Consider the following 26346-nt stretch of genomic DNA (forward strand, 5'->3'; position numbering starts at 1 on the left):
ATCACAAGAATTCGGGAGTGCCATCATGGCCGTGAAAAAACGCCTTAATGCCAAAGAAAAATACCGCTGCATGACCCGTGACCTGGACTGGGAGCCGAGCTACCAGACCCACGAGGACATCTACCCCCATGAGCGTTTCGAAGGGATCAAGATCACCGACTGGGACAAGTGGGAAGACCCGTTCCGCCTGACCATGGACACCTACTGGAAGTACCAGGCCGAGAAAGAGAAAAAACTCTACGCGATCTTCGACGCCTTCTCGCAAAACAACGGCCATACCACGCTGTCGGACGCCCGTTACGTCAACGCGCTGAAGCTGTTCCTGTCCGGTGTTACGCCGCTGGAATACCAGGCCTATCAAGGTTTCGCCCGGGTCGGCCGGCAGTTCAGCGGCGCCGGTGCGCGGATCGCCTGCCAGATGCAGGCCATCGACGAACTGCGCCACGTGCAGACGCAGATCCACGCCATGAGCCACTACAACAAGCACTTCAACGGCCTGCATGACTTCGCTCACATGCACGACCGCGTGTGGTTCCTCTCGGTGCCCAAGTCGTTCTTCGAAGATGCGCGCACGGCCGGTCCGTTCGAGTTCCTGACGGCGATTTCGTTTTCGTTCGAGTACGTGCTGACCAACCTGCTGTTCGTGCCGTTCATGTCCGGCGCGGCGTTCAATGGCGACATGGCCACGGTGACCTTCGGTTTCTCCGCGCAGTCCGACGAGGCGCGGCACATGACCCTCGGTCTTGAGGTGATCAAGTTCCTGCTCGAACAACACGAAGACAACGTGCCGATCATCCAGCGCTGGATCGACAAGTGGTTCTGGCGCGGCTACCGCCTGCTGACGCTGGTGGGGATGATGATGGACTACATGCTGCCGAACAAAGTCATGTCCTGGTCCGAAGCCTGGGGCGTGTATTTCGAAGAGGCCGGCGGTGCATTGTTCAAGGACCTGGAGCGCTATGGCATCCGTCCACCCAAGCACGTCGAAGAAGCCAACATCGCCAAGGATCACGTCAGCCATCAGGCCTGGTCGATCTTCTACCAGTACAGCCAGGCAACCAACTTCCACACCTGGATGCCCACCGACGAGGAACTGGACTGGCTCTCGGAAAAGTACCCGGACACCTTCGACAAGATCTACCGCCCACGCTTTGAGCACTGGCGCGCGCTGCAGGAAAAGGGCGAGCGCTTCTACAACCCGACCTTGCCGATGCTCTGCCAGATCTGCCAGATCCCGCTGTCGTTCGGCGAGCCGGATGACCAGACCACCCTCAGCCATCGCAGCGCCGAGCACGAGGGCGAGCGCTATCACTTCTGCTCCCAGGGTTGCTGCGACATCTTCGAATACGAGCCGACCAAGTACATCCAGGCCTGGTTGCCGGTGCATCAGATTCTGCAGGGCAACTGCGGTGGTGCGGACGTCGAGTCGGTGGTGCGCGATTACTACAACATCAATCCCGGCCAGGACAACTTCGAATACCTGGGCTCCACCGAGCATCGGCGCTGGCAGGACTGGCACCCGAACGATCGCAACAGCGCGCCGGCCACCTCGAAACCCTAACCCTTGTGGGAGCGAGCCTGCTCGCGATGGCGGTTGAACATCCACCTGTGTCGGTGGCCGTCAGATCGCTTCGCCGGCAAGCCGGCTCCTACAGATAACTGACAATAAGAAGGAAACGATCATGCCTGTGACTGCCATCGGCGCCTATGACGCCCAACCCCTGGACCGCCAGGAAAATTTCCATGGCCTGCAGCTGGTGTACCTGTGCTGGGAAAGACACCTGATGTTCTGCGCCCCGTTTACCTTTCCGTTGCCGCCTGACATGCCGTTCAGCGATTTCATCGAGCAGGTGGTCAAGCCTTCGATTGCCCGGCACCCGGATGCGCCTCGGGTCGATTTCGCCCAGGCCCTGTGGCGCCTCAACGATCAGCCGTTCACCCCTGACCTTGGGGCGAGCCTGATCGCCAACGGCATCGATCACAAGAGCCTGCTGCACCTCGACACCCCTGGCTTGAACGGCCTTGCCGGCACCTTTAACTGAGGACACGGAGATGAGCTACCAAGTAACCATCGAACCCACTGGCGAGCAGATCGAAGTGGAAGAGGGCCAGACCATCCTGCAGGCCGCCCTGCGCCAGGGCGTCTGGCTGCCGTTTGCCTGCGGTCATGGCACCTGCGCCACCTGCAAGGTCCAGGTGCTCGAAGGCGAAGCGGACCTGGGCGCAGCCTCGTCCTTTGCGCTGATGGACATGGAGCGCGATGAGGGCAAGGTGTTGGCGTGCTGTGCCATTCCGCAGAGCGACATGGTGATCGAGGCCGATATCGATGCCGACCCGGATTTCCTCGGGCATCCGGTCGAGGACTATCGCGCGGTGGTCAGTGCGCTGGTGGACCTGTCACCGACCATCAAGGGCGTGCACCTCAAGCTTGACCGGCCCATGGCCTTTCAGGCGGGGCAGTACATCAACCTGCAATTGCCCGGCATCGAAGGCACGCGGGCTTTTTCCCTGGCCAATCCACCGAGCCGTGCCGATGAAGTTGAACTCCATATACGGCGGGTCGACGGCGGCCTGGCCACGGGCAAGATTCACGACGACTTGAAGGTCGGCGATACGGTGGATCTGTCCGGGCCGTACGGCCAGTTTTTTGTGCGCACCTCGCAAAGTGGCGACCTGATCTTCATCGCCGGCGGCTCCGGTTTATCGAGCCCGCAGTCGATGATTCTCGACCTGCTGGAAGCCGGCGACAGCCGCCAGATCGTGCTGTTTCAGGGCGCGCGCAACCGTGCCGAACTCTACAACCGCGAACTGTTCGAGGCGCTGGCCCGGGAGTACGCCAACTTCACCTATGTGCCGGCGCTCAGCCAGGCGGACGAGGATTCCGACTGGACGGGGTTCAAGGGCTACGTGCATGACGCCGCGAAGCAGCATTTCGACGGTCGCTTCAACAACCGCAAGGCTTACCTGTGCGGGCCGCCGGTGATGATCGATTCGGCCATTACCTGCCTGATGCAGGGGCGGTTGTTCGAGCGCGACATCTTCATGGAGCGCTTCTACAGCGCCGCCGACGGCAGTGAGCAAACCCAGCGTTCGGCTTTGTTCAAACGCATCTGACACAGCCCTTGACCCACTGTGGGAGCGAGCCTGCTCGCTCCAACCAGTAATGGAACCTGCCTTCTCGACACCCCGCGAGCGGGCAGGGCGTGCCTGACCAATAACAACAATAAAGGTTGAAACGAATGACTCGCAGAACAAACAAGCTACTCGTGATCTCCACCCTGGCCAGCGTCAGCGCGGCGCTCGCTGCCCCGGTGCACGCCACCGAAGGCGGAGGAACGTCCTACCCCTTGGGCGCGGAAAACTACATGTCCGGGGCGATGCCCCCACCGGGCTTCTACGGGCAACTGTTCGTCAATCACTATGAAGCCGACAACCTGCGCGGCAACGACGGCAAGAAACTCCCGGTGGATTTTCGCGTGCGCGCCAACGCCATCACCCCACGGCTGATCTGGGTCAGCGATTACACCCTGTTTGGCGCCAGCGTGGCGCTGCACGCGATCGTCCCGCTGGTGGACCTCAAGGTCGATCTCAACGGTCAGTCGCAAAGCAAACAGGGTCTTGGGGATGTGATCTTCGGACCGGCACTGGGCTTTCACCACAGCGAGAAATTCCACAGCATCCTCGCCCTGGACATGATCGCCCCCACCGGTCGTTATGACAAAGGCGACCTGGCCAACATCGGGCGTAACTACTGGGTGATCGAACCGGTCTATGCCCTGTCCTACGTCGACCCGAACGGGCTCAACCTCGATGCCAAGGTGATGTACGACTTCAACCGCGAGAACCCGGCCACCGACTACCGTTCGGGGCAGGAGTTTCACGTCGACTATGCCGTCGGCTGGGGGCTGGGTAATGGTTGGGTGCTGGGCGTGGGTGGCTACTATTACCGACAGACCACCGATGACCGCCAGAACGGCGAGACGATCGAAGACAACAAGGGCCGGGCGCTGGCCATCGGGCCGTCGATCAAATACACCAGCAAGGAGGGCTGGTTCGTCACCGGGAAGTGGGAGCAGGAAACCGAAGTGCGCAACCGGGCGCAGGGCAATGCGTACTGGATGAAACTGACCGTGCCGTTCTGACACGGTCTGTGATCAACGCATAATCCTGTGGGAGCGGGCTTGCCCGCGAAGCGGTGTATCAGACGCAATTTAAGTCGTCTGACACCCTGTATTCGCGAGCAAGCTCTCCCACACCCTTTATCGGCCGCCAGACAGCGGCGGGGTGCGCGGCGGGATCAGGCGCTTGGACCCGGTCGATTCGAACGCCGAAGCAAAACGCAGCAGCGCCGAATCGTCATAGGCACGACCGGCGAAGGTCAGGCCGACGGGCATGCCGATGTCGGGCATCACACCCATTGGGACGGTAACCGTCGGCACGCCCAGGTGGCGGATGGCGAGATTGCCGTTGGCCACCCAAACGCCGTTGCTCCAGGCGATATCCGCTGACTGCGGGTCGACATCGGCATTGGCCGGCGCCACGTCGGCGACGGTCGGGAACAGCACCGCGTCGAGCCCCAGGCGATCCATCCATTCTTCCAGGTCGATGCGCCGGGTCTGTTCAAGACCACGCAGGCCGTCAGGCACCGTGCTGATCTGGTCCCACGGCGTAATGCCGCGTTCTGCCATCTTCACGTATTCGTCCATGCCGGCGGCCAGGTCGCCCTCACGGTTGGGCAGCGTGCCCGGGTCGTGCGGGAAAATCAGCGGCCCGTCGACGTCGACCAGACGGTTGAGTTTCGGATCGCCGTTGGCCTGCAGGAAATCATCGAAGGCCCAGGCCGTCAGGTCCCACAATTCGTGATGCAGGAACTCTTTGGAGACAATGCCGCGGTTGAACACGGTCGGCGCACCGGGACGATCACCTTCGCAATTGGAAACCAGCGGGAAGTCGACTTCGAGTACTTCGGCGCCAGCAGCTTCCAGGGCCTCGCGCGCTTGCTGCCACAGCCCGATGACCGAATCACGGGTGATGATGCGTTGCCCGGTCGGCCCGCCGATACCCGGTGCATCGCTGGTGCCGGCTTCGGCATCGGCGTTGATGTACATGCGCGGAACGCCGAAACGCTTGCCTGCCAGTGAGTCGGACTTTACGGCAAGTTCCTGATAGGAAGCCGGACGCACCGAGGCAACGCTCGGAATCGGCACCCAGGGTTGCAGGCGCCACAGGTCGCCACGGGTGTCGGGATCTTGCGCCACCACCACGTCGAGGACCTCAAGCAGGTCGGCCATGGTTCTGGCGAACGGCACGACCACGTCCATGGTCGGCGTCAACGGCCAGTTGCCGCGCACCGAAATCACCCCGCGTGAAGGCGTATAGGCGCACAAACCGTTGTTCGACGCCGGCCCACGGCCACTCGACCAGGTTTCTTCGGCCAGGCCGAAGGCGGCGAAGCTGGCAGCGGTGGCCGTGCCGGCGCCGTTCGACGAACCCGAGGCGAAAGGCGCGGTGAGGTAGTTGGCGTTGTACGGGCTCTCGGCACGGCCATAGACGCCCCGCTGCATGCCGCCATTGGCCATCGGAGGCATGTTGGTCTTGCCCAGGCAGATCGCCCCGGCACCGCGCAGGCGCTCGATGGTGAACGCGTCGCGATAGGCAATCAGGTCCTTGAAGGCCGGGCTGCCCGAAGCCGCCGTGAGTCCCTTGACCAGGTAACTGTCCTTGGCCGTATAGGGAATGCCATCAAGCGGACCCAGCGTCTGGCCCTTGGCCCGACGGGCATCGGAGGCCTGCGCTTCAGCGAGTGCTTCGGGGTTGCGCACCACGACCGCATTGAGGGCGGTGGGCGTGTCGGTGCCGTCGTACGCATCGATCCGGGCGAGATAGGCCTGGACCAGCTCAACCGCCGTGGTCTGGCCGGACTCCAGCGCAGCGCGCAGTTGGGCGATGGAAACTTCAGTGACCTCGATCATACCGCCACCGCCGCTTGCTGATGGGCGACACGGTGATGGCGGCCATCGCACAAGGTCCTGGAAACAGCGACATCGCTTTTCTGAAAATGGGTGTTCATATCGGTTCTCGTTGCACGGCGTTCCGCGACGCGGGCTGTTTTTAGGGCTGAGCGCTGTATTTTGCACCAAGTCGGGAGGAGGGCAATCGCTATCGCTCCGGACTCGGCAACGTCTGGGAATGACCAGGTATCAGGCAAAATAAAGCTGCCTTGGGAGGCAGCAGAAAAAACAACACGCGTTATGGGGTCGAGCGTGGGTGGAGCAGCGCCTAGTACACCTGCGGCACAATGATTTCCGGCGGCGTGGGATTGCGCGAGTAGTCTTCCTGGCGCACGCGTTCAGGCAGTTCGATGGCCGGCATTTCCACTTCTTCATAGGGCATTTGCCCGAGCAGGTGGTGGATGCAGTTGAGTCGGGCCTTTTTCTTGTCGTCGGCTTGCACCACCCACCAGGGCGCTTCGGCGATGTGGGTGCGTTCGAGCATGATTTCCTTGGCCTTGGTGTAGGCCTCCCAGCGCCGGCGGGACTCCAGGTCCATGGGGCTGAGTTTCCATTGCTTGAGCGGGTCGTGAATGCGGCTGAGAAAGCGCAGGTGCTGTTCCTGATCGGAGATCGAGAACCAGTATTTGATCAGCTGGATCCCGGAGCGGGCGAGCATGCGTTCGAACTCCGGCACGGTGCGGAAGAACTCTTCGTACTGGTCGGCGTTGCAAAAGCCCATGACCTGTTCTACCCCGGCGCGGTTGTACCAGCTGCGGTCGAACAGGACGATTTCACCCGCGGCCGGCAGGTGTGAGACGTAACGCTGAAAGTACCACTGGGTGCGTTCGCGGTCGTTGGGGGCGGGCAGGGCGGCCACCCGGCACACGCGAGGATTGAGTCGCTGGGTAATGCGCTTGATCACGCCCCCTTTGCCGGCGGCGTCGCGGCCTTCGAACAGGATCACCACCTTGTGGCCGGTTTTCACGACCCAGCTCTGCAACTTCACCAGTTCGCCCTGCAGGCGGAACAGCTCGCTGAAATAGCGTCGCCGCTCTTGCTTTTCGGGGGTGTCGCTGAGGTGATCGTCAAACAGCGCATTAAGGTCGTGTCCGTCCTCCATCAGTTCCAGTTCCAGTTCTTCGTCACTGTGATCGAGCAGTTCGCGATGAATGCGTTGCATCAAGGTGTCGTTGGTCAAAAGCATGATGGGAACTCCCGACGAAGGTGGAAGTGCCGATGCTAGCCCTGGGGATGTGACGACCTGGTGACGATGGGATTCAGCAGAAAATGATCCCGGTGTCATCTGACTGTCACCGAGCCCATGGCAACATCTTCGCACTCCGCGTTGAGCGGCCCGCGGGCTGTCGAATTTGCCAGGGAACCCCCACCATGAAAGGCGATGCCTCACTCTTTGCCGCTATTGATCTGGGCTCCAATGCGTTTCGCCTGATGATCGGCCAGTCGGTCAAGCGCAATCAGCAATTGATGATCCAGGAAGTGAAAACCCTGCGCGAGCCTGTTCGTTTGGCCGAGGGTTTCCAGGGCGGCGCGCTGGACGAACTGGCGCTGGACCGAGGCTGGCAGGCGCTCGCGCGCTTCGGCAAAAAACTGCGTGGCTTCGAGGCCGGGCGAGTGCGGGCGGTGGCGACCAGCGCGGTTCGCCAAGCCGATAACGCCCCCTTGTTTCTGGCCAGCGCAGAGCGGCACCTCGGGTTTCGCATTGATGTCATTTCCGGGCACGAAGAGGCCCAACTGGTGTACGCCGGCGTTGCCCATACCCTTCCTGATACCCAGCGCATGCGCCTGGTGGTGGATATCGGCGGCGGTTCGACCGAACTGATCCTGGGCCAGGGCGCACAGCCATTACTCACCGAGAGCGTTGCCGTTGGCAGCGGCACCGTGGGCGCGCGTTACTTTCCGGGAGGCGCGATCAGCGCACGGGCGTTGCTGGAAGCCGAGCGTGTCGCCACCCTGCAATTTGAAAGGGTGGCGCGCCGTTACCGTGCCAAGGGTTGGCAGCAGGTCATCGGCTCTTCAGGCACGGCACGGATGCTGGCCAAGGTGCTCAAGGCCAACGGGCTGAACGACGACGGTCAAAGCGGCGTGACCTATGGCGGTCTCTTGCGCCTGTCGTTGCGCCTGCTGGAAGTCGGGCATGTCAAGCAGCTCAAGCTGGCAGGTTTACAGGCTCATCGCTTGAGCATCCTGCCGGGTGGTCTGGTGGTCATGTTGGCGGCGTTCAAGGTGTTTGGCGTCTCACACATGACGCCGTCCGAGCCAGGGTTGAGGTTGGGTGTGCTGCATGGGCTGATGTCGAAACACTGATCCCCTCGGTCCCCCTGTAGGAGCTGGCCTGTCGGGTCGCCGCATCGCAGCGATGGTCGTTTTCCTGTGGGAGCTGGCCTGCCAGCGATGGTCGTCAACGATGACGCGTCTGGCCTGGATGAATGCGGCGTCCTGGAGTCCATCGCCAGCAGGCTGGCTCCTACAAGTCTCGTTCTCCTGTGGGGGCTGGCCTGTCGGGTCGCCGCATCGCAGCGATGGTCGTCAACGATGACGCGTGCGGTCTGGTTAAACGCGGCGTCCTGGAGTCCATCGCCAGCAGGCTGGCTCCTACAGGTCTCGTTCTCCTGTAGGGGCTGGCCTGTCGGGTCGCCGCATCGCAGCGATGGTCGTCAACGATGACGCGTGCGGTCTGGTTAAACGCGGCGTACTTGAGTCCATCGCCAGCAGGCTGGCTCCTACAGGTCTCGATCATCAAAGATGATCGGCATCGATCACGGCCTTGGCGAACGCTTGCGGATCTTCCTGCGGCAGGTTGTGGCCGATGCCGCCGTTGATCAGGCGAAATTCGTACTTGCCGGTAAAGCGCTTGGCGTAATCCTCGGGGGCAGGGTGGGGCGCGCCGTTGGCATCGCCTTCCAGGGTGATGGTCGGCACTCCGATGGACGGCGCGGTGGCCAGTTTTTGTTCCAGGGCTTCGTAACGGGATTCACCCTTTACCAGCCCCAGGCGCCAGCGGTAGTTGAACACGGTGATGTCGATATGGTCCGGGTTTTCCAGCGCCTTGGCGCTGCGGTCGAACGTGGCGTCATCGAACGCCCATTTCGGCGAAGCCGTTTGCCAGATCAACCTGGCGAAATCGTGGGTGTTTTTCTCATAACCGGCACGGCCGCGATCAGTGGCGAAGTAAAACTGGTACCACCACTGCAATTCAGCCTTGGGCGGTAGCGGGTTCTTGCCGGCCGCCTGGTTACCGATCAGATAACCACTGACCGACACCAATGCCTTGACCCGTTCCGGCCACAGCGCCGAGACGATGTCGGCCGAGCGCGCGCCCCAATCATAGCCACCGAGCACGGCTTGCTTGATCTTCAGCGCATCCATGAAGTCGATGACGTCGCTGGCCAGCGCCGCCGGTTGACCATTGCGCAGGGTTTTATCGGAGAGGAAATGCGTATCGCCATAACCCCGCGCATAGGGCATCAACACGCGATAGCCCTTGGCGGCCAGCAAAGGAGCGACCTCGTCATAGCTGTGAATGTCGTATGGCCAGCCGTGCAGGAGAATCACCACCGGTCCGTTGGCCGGGCCCGTTTCGGCATACGCGACATTCAGCAGCCCGGCGGTGACATGCTTGAGCGGGCCGAACGGAGAGGGCGTCGTATAAGTCGCACCGGCTTCGGTCTGAGCGGCGACGGTCGATTGCGCGTGGGCCGTACCGAGCGTGCCGAACAGGCTGAGGGCGAGGAGCGACGCGCCGACCAGGTGACGGCGGGTTTTCCCGTTTTCGTGGTTCCGCAGTGCCATCGTCATGGGGATGTCTCCGTTGCAAGCCATTGGTCAGGGGTTCTGGATGATCCCCTTCAAACCTTGCCTGCATTTGAGCGCGGCGATGTATCTGGCCTGTGTCGGTGGGCAGGCCAGATGCAAGCGGATGTATCGCGATGTCACCCGGATACACTGTGATACATCATTGCGCAGGCGGGCCGACGTTGTATTCCTCGTCCGTGACTTTTTCCATCCAGACCACACTCACACCGTCCAGCGCTTCCTGGACGCCGATGTGGGTCATTGCGGTGGTGGCGCTGGCACCGTGCCAGTGCTTGTGGTCAGGCGGGCACCAGATGACATCGCCGGCGCGGATTTCCACGATCGGTTCGCCTTCGCACTGGGTCCAGCCGCAGCCGGCGGTGACAATCAGGGTCTGCCCCAGCGGATGGGTATGCCAGGCGCTGCGTGCGCCGGGTTCAAAGGTGACGCTGACGACGGAAACCCGGGCGGGTGCCGGAGGGGCGTTGAGCGGGTCCATGCGCACGGTGCCGGTGAAGAAGGCTTCAGGGGCTTTTATCGAGGGCTGCGAGCCTACGCGCTTGAGGATCATGATCGGGTCCTATTGATAAATGAACAGGTGCGCCCGGGTTCAGTCATCCGCAGGGGTGGTCGACGCTTTGATGACGACCCAAGGGGGCATTCAGCACAGCCGTATCAATCTGCGCCTGCCTGCGCGCGAGCGCAACGTGCGCACCCGGTCATTCTGTCTGGAATGGCAAAAAACACCGTCGAGGGTGTTGCGTTTAACCTTGTTTAATAATAACTGGCTGTTTTCAAACAAATATTTTCTGTTTGGGCTTCACAGCTGCAAAGAAAGTTGATAAATTTCCGCCCACTCTCGCACAGGGCCTCACGGGCCTCTAAGTTGCAGATACAGGGGCGTCGCCAAGCGGTAAGGCAGCAGGTTTTGATCCTGCCATGCGTTGGTTCGAATCCAGCCGCCCCTGCCATATTCCTTGCTCATCCAGGTTCAACTCAGTCGGCAGCCAAGACGCGGGTTGAGGATGATCATGAAAAAACGCCAGTCCGAATCGGTCTGGCGTTTTTTTTGCCCGCGACAAAAGCCTCCTCTGACGATCCTTCGTTTCCCTGCGGCCACCGATAATGGCCATTACGATCCCCTTTTGGCCAATGCCACGCTATGAAGCGTCCAGCCTGTCAGCAAGAATCGGAGCCAGGCTGCCGACCCGGCGCCCCTCGAATCCATAACCAGAATCTTTGATCTTCCTTGCCCTTGGCTATTTGCGGGCCACTGCCGTCTCAAAACATAAAAACCAGAGCTGACATTGGGGAACTGATCCATGGACACTATGAAACGCATTTTGGGCGCCACGGTTTGTGGGCTGACGTTGCTGGCCAGCGCCGTGCACGCCGAACAGCGCGAGTTGAGGGTGTACAACTGGGCGGACTACATCCTGCCTTCCGTGCCCAAGGACTTCGCCGCGCAAAGCGGCATCAAAGTCACCTGGGACACCTTCGACACCAACGAGTCCCTGGAAGCCAAGCTGCTGACCGGCAACTCCGGGTACGACCTGGTGGTGCCGTCGAACCAGTTCATCGAAACCCAGATCAAGGCCGGGGTGTTCCAGAAGCTGGACAAGTCCAAGCTGCCTAATTGGAGCCATCAGGACCCGGCATTGCTCAAGCTGTTGGACAAGAACGACCCCGGCAACCAGTACGGCGTGCCCTACATGTACGGCACCGTGCTGATTGGTTTCAACCCGGCCAAGGTCAAGGCCGCGTTGGGCGAGAACGCGCCGGTGGACAGCTGGGATCTGGTGTTCAAGCCCGAGAACATGAAAAAACTCAAATCCTGCGGCGTGGCGATGCTCGACTCGCCGTCGGAAATCCTGCCCCTGGCCCTGCATTACCTGGGGCTGGACCCGAACAGCCAGAACCCGGACGACTACGAAAAAGCCAAGGCCCTCATGTTGAAGATCCGGCCTTACGTCACCTACTTCAACTCCGCCAAGTACATGACCGACATCGCCAACGGCGACATTTGCGTGGCCATCGGATACTCCGGCAGCTTCTATCAGTTCGGTAATCGTGCCAAGGAGGCGGGCAACGGCGTGGTCGTCGATTGGCGCTTGCCGAAGGAGGGCGCGCCGATCTGGTTCGATACCTTCGCCATTCCTAAAAGCGCGAAGAACGTCGAGGAAGCCCACGCGTTTCTCAACACCTTGCTGGACCCGAAAGTCATCGCCCCGATCAGCGACTTCCTCGGCTATCCAAATGCCAACAAGGATTCGATTGCCCTGATCAACAAGGACATCACCGGCAACCCCAACCTGACACCCACCTCCGAAGCCCTGAAAACCTTGTATGTCGTGCAGCCGTTGCCGCAAAAGCTTGAGCGGGTGCGCACTCGGGTCTGGACCAGCATCAAGTCGGACAAGTAGCCGAGCCACGGTGGGAGCGAGCCGGCGCGCTCCCACATTTACCTGCCGGCGTAGGGCGTTCGAGTCAGGTGACGTGTGGTGTGTGTTCAGCGCGGAAACAGCAAGGTCACCGCCGCGCGAAAGCCCCAGCCTTGAGCCCCGTCTTCCGGACTGTCGAGCCAATAACGTGGCCCGGCCTGGATCGTCAGTGGCTGGCCGCCGATTCTCAGCAGTTGAGTGACGGTCAAGTTGATCGGTACCGACCACTGCCGGGTTTGCCAGTCGTAGGTCGATTCGGTGTTCACCCCGAACGTGGTGTAGGTGTGGGTGGTGTAAGAAAGGAAGGGCTGGAGGAAGGTCTGGTTGACCTTGTCCTTGTTATCCGGCGGACTGTCTTCCAGGCCCCAGATATGGTTGGCGAGAATGCCACGGGTCCAGCCATTCGACTGTTTGAGCGCGACGGCTGTCGGCCCGAGGCCCCATTGCTTGCTGCTCAGCAGCTTGTCGCTGCCGGTGGGAATCAGCAGTGCAGGCCCCACGCCCAGTATCCAGCCGCTGTCGGTGGGTTTCTTCGGCGAAAAGAAAAAACTCTGGGTCACATCACCGACACCCGACTGGTCTGCCGCGCCGTTGGGTGCCAGGCCATGCTGGTCGATGACGGGCAGGATTGTGCGCGAGATCAGGTTCCAGTCATCATTCAGACTGAAGGGCAGCACCGGCTGAATATTGGTGACACTGTGCATGCCATCGCCCGTCGGGCCAAGCTTCTGATCCCAGTTGTATTGCACGGGTAGGCTGTACATCGCCGCGACCGGGTTGAGTGCCTTTTTGGCCAGTTCTGCCGAATCGTCGGCCAGGCTCAAGCCGCTATGCGTCGAGGCCACCAAGGTCCAGAACAGCGTGAGTTGTACTCGTGACATGTTCATTCCTTGTTGGCAATTTTTCGGGAGCCTGGCACAAGCCTTTTTGGCCGCCTGAAGCCAGCGCCTGTCGCTTGCAGCGATTCAACTCTAGAACGTGCAGACGGCTTCGGAAAACACCACTCGTCCGAACTGCGCATTGGCATCGAGGGGGGTGACGGCCAGCAGTTGATCCAGGCGAATCTCCTGTTGACCGTCATCCGTCTCGAGGAGGATGAACTCTTCCTTCTCGCTCGAGGTGCGCGTGGTCAGCGCCTTGGCCACCAGGCGTGCGCCGTCCTTCAACTCGATATCCAGTCGATAACCGCGCATGCAGGCGATTTCCAGATAGTCATAGAGGTCGCAACTCATGGGCTGGTATTTGTTCATGTGGGTTCTCCTGAGAGCGCTGCGGTTCGATTGAGCATAGACAGGCTGCGTCCGTCTTGTCTCGGTCGGCGTCATCGTCGGTACAAGTACCAAAAAGCCTGCCTGTTAAAGAGTGCCCGGCAAGACAAACCGACACCGGTTCAAGGTTTCCCGGTATCTGAGCAGGGGCGCTGTGGTGAGCGATCGTGAAATAGACTCACTCCGGGTGACTGCGCCGGTGCCCGGTTTCGCGGCGACCTGTGGCACGGCACCTGGGAAGCCGAAGAGAGTGAACTGCGCCGCGTCGATCCACACTCGGGCGAAGTCCTCGAAAGCCTGAAGATGCCGTCGGGTATCGGCGTCTCGGGGCTTGAGTCCGATGGTGGCGCGCGGTTTTTCTGCGGCGGTGGCACGAGCGGGAAGGTGAGGGTGGTGCGACGGCCTTCATGAGGGTCGAGTCTGCGCCGGGTCAGGGCAATTGTGGGTGTGAGTCTGCTATTTCGTACCCACTCGTCCTCGGACGGTGAATAGTCCTCGAGCGTCTGGGCGCCAGCGAATGAATGGGTGTTTAAAGGCGTCCTGCCATTTGGGCTTCTTCCGACATTGTTCCAGGAGATTTCCCGCCGAAGCGCCGGAGCCGTCCGGTTTTTGTGGTGAGGGTGATTGATTAGAGTGTTCGAGACTAACGGAGAATTGACGCCTGAATACTGGCTAATTAGCATTGGGCCACTATTACGCCATCACTTTCCATTTCGAGGGATCGAACATGCAACCACCCGCCCTTGTGGCGAGGTTGGGCCTGGCCCTGCTATGCCTTTCTCCACTCAATACCGTCCATGCCGCTCCCACTCCCGGTGATACCGACCTGATCCGTGAGCGTCAGGATCGCTTGCTCGAAGAGCAGCGCCGGCGCCTTGAAGAGCTCAAGGAGTTGCCGGGCAAGCCCGCCAAACCGGTTCAACCGGCAGCCCCGGTCGACAGACGTTGTTTCCCCATCAAGGACATCGAACTCAAGGGTGCCGACAGCCTGTCCGCTGCCGAGCGCGAGCGTTTGCTCAAGCCGTACATCGGCCAGTGCCTGGGCGTTGCGCAGCTCAATGAGCTGCTCAAGGTCATCACCGACCACTACATCGAAAAAGGCCTGGTCACCAGTCGCGCCTACCTGCCGCAGCAGGATCTGTCCGGCGGGCATCTGAAAGTGCTGGTGGTCGAGGGCCGGCTCGAAGGGTTGAAGGGCGCGCAGGGCAGCCAGCTGTCGGAGCGGGAACTGGGGATGGCTTTCCCCGGTAAGCGCGGTGATCTGGTCAATCTGCGGGAAATCGAGCAGATGGTGGATCAACTGAACCGCTTGCCATCGAATCAGGCGCAGATGGAATTGTCCCCGGGCAAGAACGTCGGTGGCAGCGAAGTGTTGGTCAAGAACACCCCGCAGAAGCCTTGGCGTGCCGGGTTGTCCCGCAGCAATGACGGCCAGCGCAGCACCGGTGAGCAGCAATGGGGCACTACCTTTGACTGGGACAGTCCGCTGGGCCTGGCCGATCAACTGATGCTGCGCGGCGGTCACGATGCAATGACCGATCACCAGCACACCTCCAGCAACGCGATGCTCTATTACAACGTGCCGTGGGGCTGGTGGAACTTCAGTTACATCTACAGCCAAAGCGAGTACCGCTCGCAGATCGCTGCCAATGGTTACAACTTCAAGCAGACCGGCGACAGCGAGAACCATCAACTGCGCGCCGAGCGAGTGATCCATCGCGATGCGGTGAGCAAGACCTCGCTCAACGCCGGCTTGTCCTACCTGCGCACCAATAACTTCATCGAAGACAGCAAGCTCAAGCTGAGCAGCAACCGCATCAGCGAAATGCAGTACGGCATCAACCATGGACGTCGGGTCGGCAGCGCTTTTATTAACCTCGACCTCGGCATGCAGGAAGGTATCGGCGCGCTGGATGCCCAGGGCAATCACCATCCGGGACCGGGTGAGCCGAACGCGCGCTACCGCAAATACACCGCCACAGCGACATACCAGCAGCCGTTCAAGGTCTGGGGCGAGTCCTTCAATTTCACCAGCCTGATGACTGGCCAACGCAGTGAGGATGTGCTGTTCAGTCCGCAACGCACCAGTCTCGGCGGGCTGTCCTCCATTCGTGGCTACAAGGACCAATCACTGTCCGGCGACAGCGGTGGGTACTGGCGCAACGACTTGCGCTGGACCCGCCCCGTCACCCTGGAATGGCTGCACCCGGTGTTCGCCGAGTACGGCACCAGCCTCGGTTATGACCAGGGAGTGATCAGCGCCAATCGCTACAACGGCGATCAGCACGGGCGCATGTCCAGCAACTCCGTGGAGCTGTTCGCCCGAGGTCAGCATGTGGCCGCCAGCGTGACCTTTGCCCACTCCCTTGAGCGCCCGGACGCCCTGACCGAGCGTGAAGCACCGATCTATTTCAGTGTGGATTTTTTCCTCTGATAACGACTCTTTGAGACCTCGACATGGATGTTCGCCACTTCGCTTTTCTTGCTCGCCAGCCATCTGCCGTGGTGAAAACCCGTGAACGCTTCTGCGGCATGCCCAAACGCGGGCTGGCGTTCCTGTTGGCCAACGTCATGTTCTGGCAACCGGTCTGGGCGCAAGCCGACGGCATCGTGGTCGCCACGCCCGGCACCACGCTGGATCATGCTGGCAACGGTGTGCAGATCATTAACATCGCCACCCCCAATGGCAGTGGCCTGTCCCATAACCAATTCGTTGAATACAACGTCAGTGCCCAGGGGCTGATTCTCAACAACGGCTCAACCCAGACGTCGGCCACGCAGTTGGGCGGCATCATCATCGACAACCCGCACCTGAAAAACAGTGGCTCGGCGCAGGCGATCCTCAACGAAGTCATTGGTGGCAGCCCCAGTCAGTTGCGCGGTTACACCGAAGTCGCGGGGCAGTCGGCACGGGTCATCGTTGCCAACCCCTATGGCATCACCTGCAACGGTTGCGGTTTCATCAACACCCCGCGGGTCACGCTGACCACCGGCAAACCGGTGCTCGATGGTGGTGGACGCCTGGACCGCTTCCAGGTCGATCAAGGCAGTGTGTCGATCGAGGGTGACGGCCTGAACGCCGACAACATCGACCGTTTCGAAATCATTACCCGCAGCGCGAAAATCAACGCCGAGATCCAGGCAAAGAACCTGACCATCGTCACCGGCCGCAACGACGTCAACGCCGACAGCCTCAACGCCACCGCCCGCGCTGAAGACGGCAGCGCCAAGCCACAACTGGCCATCGATTCCTCGGCACTGGGCGGCATGTATGCCGGGGCGATCAAGCTGGTGGGCACCGAGGCCGGTGTCGGGGTGAAGCTGGCCGGCAACCTGGCGGCCAGTGGCGGTGATATCCAGATCGACGCCAATGGTCACCTGAGCCTCGTGCAGACCTCGGCTGCCGGTGCAGTCAGTGTCAAAGCTGCAAGCCTGGAGACTCAGGGGGCGGTGTATGGCGGCAGCTCCGTCAACGTTCAAACTCAAGGCAACCTGACGATTCAGCAAACTGTTGCAGCCCGGGACAGCGTTGCCCTGAGCGCCGGTGGGCAGTTGACCAATAACGGCATCATTGAAGCCGGGGTCAATGCCGATAACAGCCGCAACGCCAATGGCGATGTCAGTCTGAGCGCGCAGACGCTCGACAATACCGGCAAAACGGTGGTGGCCAGCCGCAACCTGACGGTCAATACCGCGCAGACGTTGACCAACCAGGGCGGTACGTTGAGCGCCGCGCAAGCCGCAAACATGACCGCCGGAACTCTGGACAACCAGAACAACGGCCGGGTGTTGAGCAATGGCAGCCTCAACCTCACGGCCAATCAGGTGCTCAATGGCAGCGGTCTGATCACCAGTACCGGCCAACTCAGTGCAACCCTTGGCCACCTGAACAATCGCAATGGCGAATTATCGAGCCTGGCCACCGCGACGCTGCGCATGGCGACTCTGGATAACGTGGCGGGACTGGTGAACGCCGGTCAGGTTTTGAGCATCACCGCCACGGGGTTGGTGAACAACCAGAACGGCAAACTGACCAGCCTCGACAGCCTGAACGTCAACGCCGGTAAGGTCGATAACAGCAACAAGGGTCGGATCGCCAGCAACAAGGCCCTGACGGCCACCATCAACAGCCTCGACCAACACGATGGCGGACAACTCACCAGTGGCACGTTGCTGACCCTGGATCTGAATCACGGCGAACTGAACAACCAGAACGGTTTAATCAACGCCCCGGTGCTGGTGCTGAAAAATCTCGCGCAGGTGGACAACCGCAGCGGCGAAATTTCCAGCGCCCAGGCTTTCACGCTGGCGGCCGACAGCCTGGACAACAGCAACGGCAAACTGGTCGGCAATCAGGCAGTGACCCTGCGCGTGCAGCAGGCGCTGACCAATCTCAAAGGTCTGATCGCTGCGGCCAACGTCGACGTACAGGCCGGCAGCCTGAACAACAACGGCGGCACCCTTACCAGTCGGGCCGACGTCGCCCTTCAGGTTAACGGGCAGCTCGACAATCAGGACCAAGGACTGATCAACGCCGCCCACAACCTGAGCATCACCGCCGCCGGCTTGAATAACCAGAGCGGCGGCTCGTTGCTGGGCAGCGCGATAGCCATCGATTTCAGCGGTGCCATGGGCGATCTGAATAATGCCAAAGGCCTGATCACCACCACCGGTCAGTTGAGCATCCGCAACCTGCGGGACCTGAACAACCAGGGCGGCGAACTCTCCAGCAGTCAAAGTTATACGTTGACCGGGCGTAATCTGGACAATAGCGACGGCATGCTTTTCAGCCGTCAACAACTGGACGTCACCGCCGAGACCACCACCAACCTCAATGGCCTGATCTCTGGCTGGCAAGGCGTGAGCCTTTTGGGCGGCAGCCTCGACAACCGCAATCGCGGCACGTTATCGAGCCGTGACGGTGACGTGCTGGTAGATCTCACCGGCGCGGTGCGTAACGGCAATGAGGGGGCCTTGGTCAGTCACGGTACGCTGAAGGTCACGGCGGCCAGCCTCGACAACAGCGAAAAAGGCATTCTATCCAGTGGCGGTGCGCAAACCTTCGTCATTGCCGGGACACTGGATAACAGTCAGGGTGGCCTGATCGACAGCGGTGCCGGTCTGGGTATCCAGGCCACCTTCCTCAACAACGCCAATGCCACCATCAATGCTCAGCAAGGCATCAGTTTTACCGGTACGGACCTGAACAACGGCGCCGGCAGCCTGGCTGGCAATGGCGCGGTCACCCTTGATCTGCTCGGCACCTTGACCAATACCAACGGCCAATTGGCCAGTCTCGGCCCGCTGGTGATTACCCGCGCCAATCAGATCGACAACCAGGGCGGCAAGCTGGCCAGCCAGGGACTTCTGAACCTGTTGACCGGCGGCCTCGACAACCGCAATGGCGGTACTGTTGCAGCCAACAAACTGCTGACCCTCACTGCCAGTGGTACGGTGCAAAACAGTGCGAACGGTCTGATTTTCAGTCGCGACGCTGGCCTGACCTTGAATGCCGCCAGCCTCGACAACGCCAAAGGCAGCCTGCAAAGCCAGGGCGATCTGACAGTAAAAACCAGTGGTGCCATCGATAACCAGAGCGGGCGCATCGTCGCCAAGGACGGTAACCTCGACATCACCGCTGCCAGCCTCGACAGCCGCGGCGGCGTGCTCTCCAGCCTGCAAGGCGCCTTCAGCAGCCACATCACGGGTGTACTGCGCAACGGCTATGACCTGAACAACAATCGTCAGGGCGGGATCATTCAGGCCCAGAGCCTGGACCTCAAGGCACTGGCCGGCATCGACAACTACGGCGGGCGGATCACCGCGCAAACCGGTGATGCCATCGTCGATGCCGGCACCAACGGCAACTTCGACAACCGCAATGGGGGTCTCTACGCCAAGGGGTTGGTCAGCGTCACGGCTAAAGACTTCGACAACAGCGGCGACAACGACGGGCAGATTGCCGGGCAACAGGTCGATCTGAGCCTGCGCGGCGCATTGAACAACCGCCTGGGCATCATCGAAAGTGAAAGCACACTGACCATCACCGCTGCCAGCCTCGACAACCATAACGGTCAACTTCGCGCGCTGGGTAGCAATGGCAAAACCTCATTTACCATCGGCGGGCTGTTCGACAACCGCAATGGCACGGTGGAATCCGCCAACAACGACCTGACCCTCGGTGCTGGTGGTTTGTTGAACGTCGGCGGCAATGTGCTGCATGTCGGCACCGGCATTTTTGATATCGCCACCGGACTACTGGGCAGTGCCGGCGGCAACTTCGTCACTCGCGCTGGCCTGACCCTGACCGCTGACGGCTGGACCAACAGCAGCGTGATTCAGGCCGATCGGCTGACCGTCAACATCAACAGCCTCAACCAGACGGCCAGCGGTCAACTGCTGGCCGTCAGCACACTGACCGGTAACGGCGGTAACTGGAATAACGATGGCCTGATCGCGAGTGACGACAGCCTGAGCCTGACGCTCGGTGGCACGTACTCGGGCAATGGCCGGGTCAGCAGCCTGGGAACGTTTGGCCTTAGCGCTGCACAACTGAACGTCAGCGCGGCCGCCAGCATTGCCGGTGGGGGGGACACCACCGTGTCAGTGGGTGGCCAACTGAACAACGCCGGTCGCTTGACGTCTGCTGCCAACCTTACCGTGAGCGCCGGCGGCCTCTATAACACGGGGACCCTGGGCAGTGGCCAAGGGTTGACTGTGACCACCGGGTCGGTGGTCAATGATCACGGGCTGATCTTCAGCGGCGGCAACATGAGCCTGCGGGTCAATGCGCTGAACAACAGCTACGCCAACATCTACAGCCTGGGCAATCTCACGATTGACCGTAACGGGCAAGGCGCCCAGGCCGACAGTATCGTCAACAGTTCGGCGTCGATTCAAAGCGACGGCAGCATGAGCCTGGCGGCGAGTACGATCCAAAACATCCGCGCAGTGCTGACCACCAGCAATCAGGGCATCTACACCGCCAAAATTGACGAAATCACCTGTATCGAAGGGGTCAATGCCGGTGATTGCAGCGGCAAACAAAACCATGCCTGGGAGATCGTGCAGCGCGACAAATTCGAAGTCACTGAGGCCAGTGCCGCGTCCAGCATCACGGCGGGCGGGAACCTTGCCCTGAGCGGTGGTGACCTGCTGAACCAGAGCAGCACCATTGCCACCGGCGGCAATCTGAGTGCCTCGTTGGTCAACCTCACCAACAGCGGCATCGAGACCGGCGAAACCGAGACCACCCGGGTGTTTCGCTCCGAACGCACCCGCAACGCCAGCGGATGGTACAGCGCGGCCAGTAATTTCACCGACAAGTACTGGTTCGAAAGCGCGGGCTATAACCCCAACGACTTGGGTGGTCTTGAGGCCGGATTGGCCAACTTTATCGGCATGACCGAAATGGAGTATCCGAACTTAGGCAGCTCCACGAAAATCGCCTCCAGCGACCAAAGCTACGCCGCCGTGATCCAGGCTGCGGGCGCGGTCAACATCAACGCCCAGAACAATATCGATAACAGTGTCGTACGCCCTGGCTACACCTATGTGGGCAGTGGTCCGCGCACCGGCACCGGTGCTTCGGGCAGCCAGTTCTCCACCCGCATCACCCTGAACCAACAACTGCCGCCCGACCTGGCTCAACAGCAGGTCAACCCGGTCAGCCTGCCCGGCTTCAGCCTGCCCACCAGCCAGAACGGCCTGTTCCGTCTGAGCCAGGAAAGCAGCACCACCCCGACCGGCACCGGCCCACAAAGCTGGACCCTCACCGGCGCCACCGTCACCTCGTCCACCAGTACACCGGTCACGATCAACCGCGTGAAAGGCCTGCCGAGCAACGCCGGAAAGTCCCAGCCGCACAAGTACCTGATCGAAACCAACCCGGTGCTCACCGACCTCAAGCAATTCATGAGCTCGGACTACCTGCTGTCCAACCTCGGTTACGACCCCGATCAAAGCGCCAAACGCCTGGGCGATGGTCTTTATGAGCAACGCCTGATCCAGCAAGCCGTGGTTGCCCGTACCGGCCAGCGCTTCATCGATGGCCAGACCTCCGACGAGGGCCTGTTCAAGTACCTGATGAACAACGCGATCGCCAGCAAACAGGAGCTCAACCTGTCGCTCGGCGTCAGCCTGACCTCCGAACAAGTCGCGGCCCTGACCCACGATATTGTCTGGATGGAAAATGCCGAAGTGAACGGCGAGCAAGTGCTGGTGCCGGTGCTGTACCTGGCCAACGCCAACAACCGCCTGGCCGCCAACGGCGCGCTGATCCAGGGCAGCGACGTGACCCTGATCGCCGGCAAGGATCTGAACAACGCCGGCACCTTGCGCGCCTCCAACAACCTGTCGGCCACCGCCGGCAACGACCTGGTCAACAGCGGGCTTGTCGAAGCGGGCAATCGCCTCGACCTGCTGGCGGGCAACAACCTCACCAACAAGGCCGGCGGCATCATCGCCGGTCGTGACGTATCGGTGGCCGCCACCCGGGGCGATGTGATCAACGAGCGCACCGTCACCACCCACGAAAGCAGCAGTGGTTATCGCAGCGAGCGCACCGACTTCGTCGACAACGCCGCGCGCATCGAAGCGGCCAACAGCCTGACGATCAACGCCGGGCGCGACATCAACAACGTCGGCGGCGTAGTGAAGAGCGGTGCTGATACCACGATTACTGCCGGTCGCGACGTCAACCTCACATCAGCCGAACGGATCGTCAGCGGCGAGCGCGGGCGGCATCGGGATCAGACCATTACCCAATATGGCTCAGACGTGGATGTGGGGCGGGACCTGAAGGTCAACGCCGGCCGGGATATCACCGCCATCGCCAGCCAGATCGAGGCCAAACGCGATGTGAGCATGAGCGCTGTTGGCGATCTGACACTGGCTTCGGCGGCGGATGAGCAGCATTCGTATAGCAAGACCAAGAAGGTGACGAGTCAGGAGGATCATGTCCGTCAGGTGTCTACGACTGTCACTGCGGGGGGCAACGTTGCCTTGAGTGCGGGTCAGGATCTTAAGGTCACAGCCAGTCGGGTGAACGCAGGCAATGAGGCGTATGTATACGCAGGCAATGATCTGAGTCTGAACACGGCGGAAAACAGTGATTACTCCTACTACTCGAAAACCAAGAAAGGCTCGTGGGGTAAGAAAAAGTCGACGATGACCGAAAGCGGCAATGAAGAAGCCGTTTCGTCGGTTATTCAAGCTGAAGGAAAAACCACTTTAGTCGCGGTCAATGACATCAATATCACGGGCTCGACCGTGAACAGTGACAAGGGTGCCCTAGAGGTTCTTGCTGGCAACGATGTCAATCTGAATGCCGCACAGAACAGTCAGTTCAGTGCGTCCGCGAAGTCCAAGTCGGGCGGTTTTGGTCTGTCCAGCACCAGCAAGATGAGCAGTGACTCCTCCAGCAGCACGTCATTGACGGGGTCGACGCTCAGCGGAAACACCACGCTGGTTCAGGCGGGTAACAACCTGGTGGTGTCCGCCAGTAACGTGGTGTCGACCGAAGAGACCAACCTACAGGCACGTAATGACATTCGCATCGAAAGCGATGTCGAGCACTTCAGCGCGCAGCATAGCCAATCGACCAAGAAATCGGGCTTGATCAGTTCCGGCGGGATTGGTGTCACCTTGGGGTCGTCCAAGAACACCTATAAGCAGGACACCGAGAGCCAGACCCAGAAGGCCAGCACGGTCGGCAGTGTGCTGGGTAATGTGAATATCACCGCCGGTAAGGACCTTACAGTCAAGGCCTCGGATGTGGTCGCTGGTAAGGACATTAGTCTGATCGGGAAAAATGTCAGGATCATCGACGCCGCGAGTGACAGCTCTACCCGGACTAGCCAGGAGAGCAAAAAAAGTGGCCTGACACTTGCCTTGTCGGGTGTGGTGGGAGAAGCCGTCAACACTGCGGTGCAAACCGCCCAGGAAGCCAAGCACGAAGATGACACTCGTCTTGCCGCGCTCCAGGGAATCAAGGCTGGTTTGTCTGGGTATCAGGCTTGGCAGGGCGCTCAGGCATTAGAGTCTGGCGCGAAGGAAGGTAGTTTTGTGGGTATTGCCTTGTCTCTGGGGGCGCAAAAATCCAGCTCCAAGCAGGTCCAGGAGCAAAGTGTCAGCCAGGGAAGCAGTTTAACTGCAGGAAATGATCTGCATGTCATTGCTACCGGTAATGGACAACCGGGCGCTGCAACGGGCGACATCTCGGTCATTGGCAGTAAGCTGCAGGCGGGGCACGACGTAGTGCTGTCGGCTGCTCGCGACATTGATATGCGTGCGGGGGCCAATACGCAAAAGCTGGATGGTTCCAATAAGAGCGGTGGTGAGGCTGTCGGTGTCAGTTTGGGGGTGGGCTCCAGCGGAGCAGGCCTGAGTATCTTTGCCAACGCCAATAGTGGTACCGGCAAGGAAAAGGGTAATGGAACCGTATGGACGGAAACTACCGTCAATGCGGGCAATCAACTGACCCTGAATAGCGGTCGGGATACCACCTTGGAAGGTGCGCAAGCCTCGGCGCAAAAAGTGGTTGCTGATATCGGTCGCAACCTGACTATGAGCAGTCTGCGAGACAGTGACCGTTTTGACTCCAAGCAGGCCAATGTCAGCGGTGGCGCTAGCTTCACCATCGGCAGCATGACGGGTAGTGGTTCGCTCAGCGTCAGCCAGGACAAGATCAAGTCTAACTTCAATAGCGTGCAAGAACAGACGGGCCTGTTTGCTGGCAAGGATGGTTATCAGGTCACCGTAGGCGAGCATACCCAGCTCAATGGCAGCGTGATCGGAAGTACTGCCAGCGCCGATAAGAACAAGCTGAACACAGGTACTCTGGGTTGGACGGACATAGGTAATAAAGCCGACTTCAGTAGCCAGCATCAAAGTGTCAGTGGAGGTACTGGTGGGGATGCGGGCTCGATGTTCATGGGCAACATGGGCAGCATGCTGCTGGTAGGGGCAAACAACAACGGGCATGACAGCAGTACCACCTATTCGGCTGTTTCGAACGGTGAAATCACCATTCGCGACAAAGATCAGCAACAGCAAGATGTGGCATCGCTGAGCCGTGACGTCGAACACGCCAACAATGCTTTGAGTCCGATTTTCGACAAGGAGAAAGAACAGAACCGCCTGCGCCAGGCGCAGCTGATTGGTGATATCGGCAATCAGGCGATGGACATCATTCGTACTCAAGGGACGATTGAAGCCGCGAAGGCGCAGAAGGATCCCCTGGCGGTCGAGGATGCCCGCCAAAAGCTGATTAAGGAGGGGAACACCGATCCAAGTAAGGAGCAGATAGCTACCCAGATCACCAATACAGTCATGCAGCAGTATGGCACCGGTAGCGATCTGCAAAGGGCTGCACAGGCTGTGACTGCTGCGATTCAAGGATTGGCGGGCGGGAATATCGGCCAGGCCATAGCGGGAGCATCGGCGCCTTATTTGGCCGGTGTCATCAAGGACAGTACAGGCGACAACCTTGAAGCCAGGATCATGGCTCATGCCTTGCTCGGGGCGGTGTTGGCTAAATCCCAGCAGAACTCCGCTTTAGCTGGAGCGGCAGGGGCAAGCATTGGCGAGCTGGTTGCTAGTCAGCTCTATCCGGGCAAGACCAGCGATCAACTGACTGAGGCTGAAAAGCAGAAGGTTTCGGCGCTTTCGACCTTGGCCGGTGGTTTGGCGGGCGGGCTTGTTGGTGGAAGTTCAGCAGATGCTATCGCTGGCGCGCAAGCAAGTAAAAACGCGGTAGAGAATAATTATCTTAGTGTTGAAGAGGCAAACGTAAAGAAAGCTCTAACGCTTAAGGAGCGTGAGGGCACGATTACGCCCGAAGAAGCACAGAAGTTAGCAGATACAAAAAAACTAGATAAGGATAGGGATGCGGCTATTCAAGCGGCGTGTACCGCTGGAAATAAAGCGGGTGCGGAGTGTGCTCGTTTAGTTGCAATGGCCAAGCAAGCGCTTGTAGAGTACGGCGACTCTGTAAGCTACTCGTTGCTCTATAAAGATATATACCCTGAAGACTCCGCGAATGTTGAGGCTGTTCTGCAAGGCTTGGATTCGGAAAGTATAACTAGAGATGCTGCTATAACGGCAATAGTGAAAGAGTCAGGATTGTCGAGAGATGAAATTGAAAGTCGTTATGATCTCGTAATGTCACTCCAGGCTGCAACGGCGGCCCTAGCGGGGCTTTATGGGATTAGGTCTCTATCTGCGGCGGCACCATCGACTTCAAAAGGTGCAAAAGATGTGGTGCCTGACCTCGATACGCTTCGTGCAACGCACACGGCAGAGATTGATAGCGTCAGCACGTTCAAGACGTATGGCGTTGATCGAAGAACTGCTGATAGCTATTTGTCCACATTCCAAGGACAGCAGCTTTTAAGAGAGCTTGGCGCCGCTGACCCAACCGCCGACATAAGCAAAATATATGCACGGGCAGTAGACCAGTTGGGGTCTGGATCAGGTACACCGAAACTGCTAACGACAAATTCACCGTTGGTTAAAATTGTTCCTCAAGGGCAGACGGTTTCCCCATATTCGCCATTTTTCACGACAGCGGCTGATCTAAATGCGGCTTCAAAATCTGGGTATAGCCTTGCTGATTATTTTGGTTTACCTGTAAGGAGTGAGGCGCAGTTGTATGATATCTATCAGATTTCTCCAAGTGGTCCGGCGACCGTCTTTGTGAGCAAAGTTGCTCCAACGACTGAGCTCGGAGGGTTGGTGTCAAGACCTGGCGGCGCGATACAATATGTTGTGCCAAATCGTGCCTCGTGGTCACTGCCTACGCACATAGGAACAATTGGAAATTAAAGGAGA

Annotated in this window: 14 protein-coding genes, 1 tRNA gene and 1 pseudogene; 10 read left to right on the forward strand and 6 right to left on the reverse strand. The window is 59.9% G+C overall.

Annotated elements, in window-relative coordinates; translation table 11 throughout:
• The first annotated feature begins 25 nt into the window (after positions 1-25).
• The 4 genes from ACX3YD_RS27610 to ACX3YD_RS27625 all read left to right on the forward strand — a co-directional run bounded on the left by ACX3YD_RS27610 (position 26) and on the right by ACX3YD_RS27625 (position 4142).
• Positions 26-1561: an aromatic/alkene/methane monooxygenase hydroxylase/oxygenase subunit alpha gene (locus tag ACX3YD_RS27610; protein WP_103404870.1), complete on the forward strand. Its 1536-nt coding sequence runs from the start codon at positions 26-28 to the stop codon at positions 1559-1561.
• A 121-nt stretch (positions 1562-1682) separates the two neighbouring features.
• On the forward strand, positions 1683-2042 hold the full coding sequence (locus ACX3YD_RS27615; RefSeq protein ID WP_458961541.1) for a phenol hydroxylase subunit P4: 360 nt from the start codon (positions 1683-1685) through the stop codon (positions 2040-2042).
• Positions 2043-2052: 10 nt separating this feature from the next.
• Complete coding sequence (locus ACX3YD_RS27620; protein ID WP_458961542.1) at positions 2053-3114, forward strand: 2Fe-2S iron-sulfur cluster-binding protein; 1062 nt, start codon at positions 2053-2055, stop codon at positions 3112-3114.
• 125 nt (positions 3115-3239) lie between these two features.
• Positions 3240-4142, forward strand: a complete 903-nt coding sequence (locus ACX3YD_RS27625) for a SphA family protein (protein WP_458961543.1) — start codon at positions 3240-3242, stop codon at positions 4140-4142.
• 117 nt (positions 4143-4259) lie between these two features.
• Here ACX3YD_RS27625 and ACX3YD_RS27630 read toward each other — a convergent pair whose 3' ends face one another.
• Positions 4260-5972: an amidase gene (locus ACX3YD_RS27630; RefSeq protein ID WP_047527933.1), complete on the reverse strand. Its 1713-nt coding sequence runs from the start codon at positions 5970-5972 to the stop codon at positions 4260-4262.
• A gap of 307 nt (positions 5973-6279) precedes the next feature.
• Entirely contained in the window at positions 6280-7197 is a 918-nt protein-coding gene (ppk2, locus tag ACX3YD_RS27635; RefSeq protein ID WP_130210514.1) for a polyphosphate kinase 2, read from the reverse strand.
• A 185-nt stretch (positions 7198-7382) separates the two neighbouring features.
• Here ppk2 and ACX3YD_RS27640 point away from each other — a divergent pair, with 185 nt between their 5' ends.
• Positions 7383-8318 carry a Ppx/GppA family phosphatase gene (locus ACX3YD_RS27640; RefSeq protein WP_103404856.1) on the forward strand — a complete coding sequence of 312 codons (936 nt, stop codon included), beginning with the start codon at positions 7383-7385 and terminating at the stop codon, positions 8316-8318.
• 432 nt (positions 8319-8750) lie between these two features.
• On the opposite strand, the gene ACX3YD_RS27645 is transcribed toward ACX3YD_RS27640, so the two are convergent.
• The gene (locus ACX3YD_RS27645; RefSeq protein ID WP_458961544.1) at positions 8751-9809 is read right to left on the reverse strand and encodes an alpha/beta fold hydrolase; all 1059 of its coding nucleotides are present in this window, start codon (positions 9807-9809) and stop codon (positions 8751-8753) included.
• A gap of 157 nt (positions 9810-9966) precedes the next feature.
• Positions 9967-10377 (reverse strand): (R)-mandelonitrile lyase, encoded by a 411-nt coding sequence (locus tag ACX3YD_RS27650; protein WP_458961545.1) that lies wholly within the window; start codon positions 10375-10377, stop codon positions 9967-9969.
• A gap of 325 nt (positions 10378-10702) precedes the next feature.
• Between ACX3YD_RS27650 and ACX3YD_RS27655 the strand changes: the two genes are divergently transcribed.
• Positions 10703-10777: transfer RNA gene (locus ACX3YD_RS27655), tRNA-Gln, on the forward strand.
• 351 nt (positions 10778-11128) lie between these two features.
• Positions 11129-12229 carry a polyamine ABC transporter substrate-binding protein gene (locus ACX3YD_RS27660; RefSeq protein ID WP_458961546.1) on the forward strand — a complete coding sequence of 367 codons (1101 nt, stop codon included), beginning with the start codon at positions 11129-11131 and terminating at the stop codon, positions 12227-12229.
• Positions 12230-12315: 86 nt separating this feature from the next.
• On the opposite strand, the gene ACX3YD_RS27665 is transcribed toward ACX3YD_RS27660, so the two are convergent.
• Together ACX3YD_RS27665 and ACX3YD_RS27670 are read right to left on the reverse strand one after the other, a co-directional pair.
• Positions 12316-13134: a hypothetical protein gene (locus ACX3YD_RS27665; protein WP_103404851.1), complete on the reverse strand. Its 819-nt coding sequence runs from the start codon at positions 13132-13134 to the stop codon at positions 12316-12318.
• 84 nt (positions 13135-13218) lie between these two features.
• Positions 13219-13497 carry a Rho-binding antiterminator gene (locus ACX3YD_RS27670; protein ID WP_458961547.1) on the reverse strand — a complete coding sequence of 93 codons (279 nt, stop codon included), beginning with the start codon at positions 13495-13497 and terminating at the stop codon, positions 13219-13221.
• Positions 13498-13728: 231 nt separating this feature from the next.
• On the opposite strand from ACX3YD_RS27670, the pseudogene ACX3YD_RS27675 reads away from it, so the two are divergent.
• The 3 genes and pseudogenes from ACX3YD_RS27675 to ACX3YD_RS27685 all read left to right on the forward strand — a co-directional run.
• Positions 13729-13926: pseudogene (locus tag ACX3YD_RS27675) on the forward strand (glutamine cyclotransferase); the annotation flags it as partial.
• A gap of 316 nt (positions 13927-14242) precedes the next feature.
• Positions 14243-15949 (forward strand): ShlB/FhaC/HecB family hemolysin secretion/activation protein, encoded by a 1707-nt coding sequence (locus ACX3YD_RS27680; RefSeq protein ID WP_458961548.1) that lies wholly within the window; start codon positions 14243-14245, stop codon positions 15947-15949.
• A 23-nt stretch (positions 15950-15972) separates the two neighbouring features.
• On the forward strand, positions 15973-26340 hold the full coding sequence (locus tag ACX3YD_RS27685; RefSeq protein WP_458961549.1) for a hemagglutinin repeat-containing protein: 10368 nt from the start codon (positions 15973-15975) through the stop codon (positions 26338-26340).
• Positions 26341-26346 lie beyond the last annotated feature (6 nt).

This window comes from Pseudomonas fluorescens group sp. PF-1, from assembly GCF_054481335.1.

Bases quoted from the DNA above. Each gene is read 5' to 3' on its own strand.
- ACX3YD_RS27620 (WP_458961542.1), top strand. From the start codon at position 2,053: ATGAGCTACCAAGTAACCATCGAACCCACTGGCGAGCAGATCGAAGTG.
- ACX3YD_RS27630 (WP_047527933.1), bottom strand. From the start codon at position 5,972: ATGATCGAGGTCACTGAAGTTTCCATCGCCCAACTGCGCGCTGCGCTG.
- ppk2 (WP_130210514.1), bottom strand. From the start codon at position 7,197: ATGCTTTTGACCAACGACACCTTGATGCAACGCATTCATCGCGAACTG.
- ACX3YD_RS27645 (WP_458961544.1), bottom strand. From the start codon at position 9,809: ATGACGATGGCACTGCGGAACCACGAAAACGGGAAAACCCGCCGTCAC.
- ACX3YD_RS27660 (WP_458961546.1), top strand. From the start codon at position 11,129: ATGGACACTATGAAACGCATTTTGGGCGCCACGGTTTGTGGGCTGACG.
- ACX3YD_RS27615 (WP_458961541.1), top strand. From the start codon at position 1,683: ATGCCTGTGACTGCCATCGGCGCCTATGACGCCCAACCCCTGGACCGC.
- ACX3YD_RS27665 (WP_103404851.1), bottom strand. From the start codon at position 13,134: ATGAACATGTCACGAGTACAACTCACGCTGTTCTGGACCTTGGTGGCC.
- ACX3YD_RS27680 (WP_458961548.1), top strand. From the start codon at position 14,243: ATGCAACCACCCGCCCTTGTGGCGAGGTTGGGCCTGGCCCTGCTATGC.
- ACX3YD_RS27685 (WP_458961549.1), top strand. From the start codon at position 15,973: ATGGATGTTCGCCACTTCGCTTTTCTTGCTCGCCAGCCATCTGCCGTG.
- ACX3YD_RS27640 (WP_103404856.1), top strand. From the start codon at position 7,383: ATGAAAGGCGATGCCTCACTCTTTGCCGCTATTGATCTGGGCTCCAAT.
- ACX3YD_RS27610 (WP_103404870.1), top strand. From the start codon at position 26: ATGGCCGTGAAAAAACGCCTTAATGCCAAAGAAAAATACCGCTGCATG.
- ACX3YD_RS27650 (WP_458961545.1), bottom strand. From the start codon at position 10,377: ATGATCCTCAAGCGCGTAGGCTCGCAGCCCTCGATAAAAGCCCCTGAA.
- ACX3YD_RS27625 (WP_458961543.1), top strand. From the start codon at position 3,240: ATGACTCGCAGAACAAACAAGCTACTCGTGATCTCCACCCTGGCCAGC.
- ACX3YD_RS27670 (WP_458961547.1), bottom strand. From the start codon at position 13,497: ATGAACAAATACCAGCCCATGAGTTGCGACCTCTATGACTATCTGGAA.